Raw genomic sequence first — 3350 nt, 5'->3', positions numbered from 1 at the left:
TACGGGCTGACGGCCGGCGTGTAGCCGTAGGCATGGCCGTCGACCTTCGGGTGGTAGGAGTTCACGATCGGGTAGGACAGGCCGTTGATCCACTCTGCGCTGTCGCAGACGGCGTGGCCGATGAACCGCGACGTCGGGTTGGCGAAGGCGAAACCCTTGGCGGATGCCGCGGCGGCCAGCTTGCTGTTGAGCAGGTCAGCGGCGGCGTTGAGGCGGGCCTCCTCGGTCGGCGAGAACCAGGTGAAGGCGTTGCAGTCCTCGCCGTTGAAGATGCGCGGGTAGCCGACGATGGTCACCTTGGCGTTGGGGGCCTTGGCCCGGATCGAGGTGTAGAGGGTCGACAGGGACCCGGGGAGAGTGTTGTTGACGAAGGCCGTCGCCTTGTCGATCGCGCCGTAGCAGTCGCTCATCCACGACGGCTGCGCGCAGGTCGTCAAGATTCTGGCGAAGCCGGCATCGTTGCCACCGACCGACATCGTGACGTATGCCGTGGACGCGCTGAGGGCCGAAAGCTGGGTGTTCGTCACGTCGGCGATGGTCGCGCCGGAGCAGGCGCGGAAGTTGAGGGCGTAGCCCTTGGCGCTGGCGATCAGGCTCGGATATGCGTAGACGGACCGCAGGCACGAGGTGCCGTCGTCGATATAGGTCCGGGTGCCGGTGCCGGAGGAGTAACTGTCGCCGAGAGCGACATAGGACGAGCCGGCGGCGTGCGCGCTGAGGGCCGTCGCCGCGACGAGCAGGCCGGCGCCGAGGCCGGCGATGGTGGTGGTGCGCGTCGCGCGCGAGGAGACGAAGCGGGTGGTGGGCATGGGGGGCTCCCTCGGTCTGCCACGCCGGATCAGCGTGATGGAAACCACACGACGGTGTGTGGTTACCGCAGAGTAGAGGTTGCCGCACCGGCCCGGGAAGACCTCCGGGTGCGGAATCGACGCGTCGTTATAGGGAGGCGCCGGTCAGCCGTGCGTAGGCCTCGACGTAGCGGTCGCGGGTCTGCTCGACGATGTGATCCGGCAGCGAAGGCGGCGCGTCGCCGGAATTCTTGTCCCAGCCGCTCTCGGTCAGCAGCCAGTCGCGGACGAACTGTTTGTCGTAGGACGGCTGGGGCCGGCCCGGGTGCCACTGGTCGGCCGGCCAGAAGCGGGAGGAATCGGGGGTGAGAACCTCGTCGGCGAGCATGATCCCGCCGTCCCCGTCGATCCCGAACTCCACCTTGGTGTCGGCAATGAGGATGCCGCGTCCGGCGGCGATCTCGTTGCCCCGGGCCAGGATCGCGATCGTCAGGTCACGGGCCTCGGCCGCTCGGTCGGGACCGATCTCGGCGACGACATCGGCATACGGCATCGGCTGGTCGTGCTGGCCCTGGGGCGCCTTGGTCGATGGGGTGAAGATCGGCTCCGGCAGGCGCGAGCCGTCGACGAGGCCGTCGGGGAGCGCGACCCCGGAGACGTGACCCGACGCGCGATACTCCCCCAGCCCGCCCCCGGTCAGATACGCCCGGGCGACACACTCGACGGGCACCATGTCGAGGCGGCGCACGAGGACCGCCCGGCCCTCGACCGCGTCGGGCACGTCGGTGGAGATGACGTGGTTGGGCACCAGGTCGGCGAGTTGGTCGAACCACCACAGCGACAGCTGCGTCAGCACCCGGCCCTTGTCGGGAATGGGGGTGTCGAGGATCTGGTCGAAGGCCGAGAGCCGGTCGGAAGCGACGAGCAGCAGCCGGTCCGGGTCGGGTTCGCCGTCGGGCAACGTCGGTGCGTAGAGGTCGCGGACCTTGCCCGAGTAGACATGGACGTAGCCGGGCAGGTCGGGCGCGTCGGGCTGGGTCATCGGGGTACCTCGATCTGTCCGTTTTGGGCCGCGAGCGCGATATCGCTGCGGTGGTGCCCGCCGGGCATCTCGATCTTGCCGAGGGCGTGGTATGCCGTGGCCCGCGCCTCGGCGAGGTCGGCGCCGAGCCCGACGACCGACAGCACCCGGCCGCCGGCTGCGGTCAGCCCGTCGGCGGTGGTCGCGGTGCCGGCGTGCAGGACGTATGCCGTCTCTCCCGTGATCGTCTCGAGGCCGGTGATCGCGGCGCCCGTCCGCGGCGCTGCCGGGTAGCCCTCGGCCGCGAGGACGAGGGTGACTGCGGCGCCGTCGTGCCAGTGCAGGGGGCCGACCTCCTCCAACTGGCCGGTCGCGGCGGCGTGCAGCAGTCCCGCCAGAGGGGTGCGCAGCCGGGCGAGCACGACCTGTGTCTCGGGGTCGCCGAATCGGACGTTGAACTCGATGACCTTGGGCCCGCGCGCGGTCAGGGCCAGACCGACATACAGCACCCCGACGAAGGGCATGCCGAGCAGGGCCATCTGGCGGATCGTCGGCTTGGCGACCCGCTCCACGACGTCCTCCACCAGATGTGGCGGGATCCAGTCCAGGGGCGAATATGCGCCCATACCACCGGTATTCGGGCCTTGGTCGCCGTCGGCGACGCGTTTGAAGTCCTGCGCGGGGGCGAGGGGTATGACGTGTTCGCCGTCGCTGATGCAGAACAGGGACACTTCGGGCCCGACGAGGTACTCCTCGATGACGATGCGTCCGTCGGGCCGCTCGAAGCAGGCGGCGGCGTGGGCGAGGGCGGCGTCGCGGTCCTCGGTGACGACGACTCCCTTGCCGGCGGCCAGGCCGTCGTCCTTGACCACATAGGGCGGCCCGAACGCGTCGAGAGCCTCGCCGACCTCGTCGAGGGTGGTGCAGACGTGGGAGAGGGAGGTCGGCACTCCCGCCTCGGCCATGATCCGTTTGGCGAAGGCCTTGCTGCCCTCGAGCTGGGCAGCGCGGGCGGAGGGCCCGAAGGTGGGTATGCCGGCCGCCCGCAGGTCGTCCGCGACCCCCTCGACCAACGGCGCCTCCGGTCCGATGACCACAAGATCGACGTGATGTGCTGTGGCCAGCTCGACGACCTGCGGGCCATTGGTGATGCCCCCCTCGACGGGCACACAGTCCGCGAGTTCGGCGATCCCGGGGTTGCCCGGCACCGCGACCACCGCATCCACCACCGGGTCGGCCACCAGGGACCGGACGAGAGCATGTTCGCGAGCGCCGGACCCCAGCACCAACACCTTCATGCCGCCGAGCCTAGTGTTCGTTCCGATCTCGTTCGTTCTCATCTCGCCGTCGGTCGGTGGCTCGGAGCCGGACCGCCCCGTGGCGTCTGTCGCTCGGGCCGTCAGTCGCTCGTGGTGTCCGCCGCTCGTGGCGTCTGCCGATGGCACCCGCTCCTGTCGCTTCGATTCGATTACCGAATGGTTAGGCGATCGCCGGCGGGTCTGGGGAGACCGCGAGGACAGCCCGATGGCGAGACGGCAGCG

The 3350-nt window shown here is 69.9% G+C and carries 3 protein-coding genes; all 3 read right to left on the bottom strand.

The genetic code is table 11. The annotated features are described in order from the left end of the window. Window positions 1–809: SGNH/GDSL hydrolase family protein (locus BN11_RS14470; RefSeq protein ID WP_083433779.1), on the bottom strand; the 809-nt coding region annotated here is incomplete at its 3' end. Window positions 810–936: 127 nt separating this feature from the next. After that, window positions 937–1830, bottom strand: a complete 894-nt coding sequence (locus BN11_RS14465; protein WP_048698782.1) for a phosphoribosylaminoimidazolesuccinocarboxamide synthase — start codon at window positions 1828–1830, stop codon at window positions 937–939. Further along, a complete protein-coding gene (gene purD, locus BN11_RS14460; RefSeq protein ID WP_048698779.1) occupies window positions 1827–3107 on the bottom strand; it encodes a phosphoribosylamine--glycine ligase in 1281 nt (426 codons plus the stop codon). The genes BN11_RS14465 and purD overlap by 4 nt, the downstream gene beginning before the upstream one ends. Window positions 3108–3350 lie beyond the last annotated feature (243 nt).

The sequence above is a fragment of the Nostocoides australiense Ben110 genome (genome assembly GCF_001050535.1).
GTDB lineage: Bacteria > Actinomycetota > Actinomycetes > Actinomycetales > Dermatophilaceae > Nostocoides_A > Nostocoides_A australiense.
The sequence above is the reverse complement of the archived record's forward strand: the minus strand, read 5'-3'. Positions and strand labels throughout refer to the sequence as shown.

Coding starts and splice junctions, on each gene's coding strand:
- BN11_RS14465 (WP_048698782.1), bottom strand. CDS start 1,830: ATGACCCAGCCCGACGCGCCCGACCTGCCCGGCTACGTCCATGTCTAC.
- purD (WP_048698779.1), bottom strand. CDS start 3,107: ATGAAGGTGTTGGTGCTGGGGTCCGGCGCTCGCGAACATGCTCTCGTC.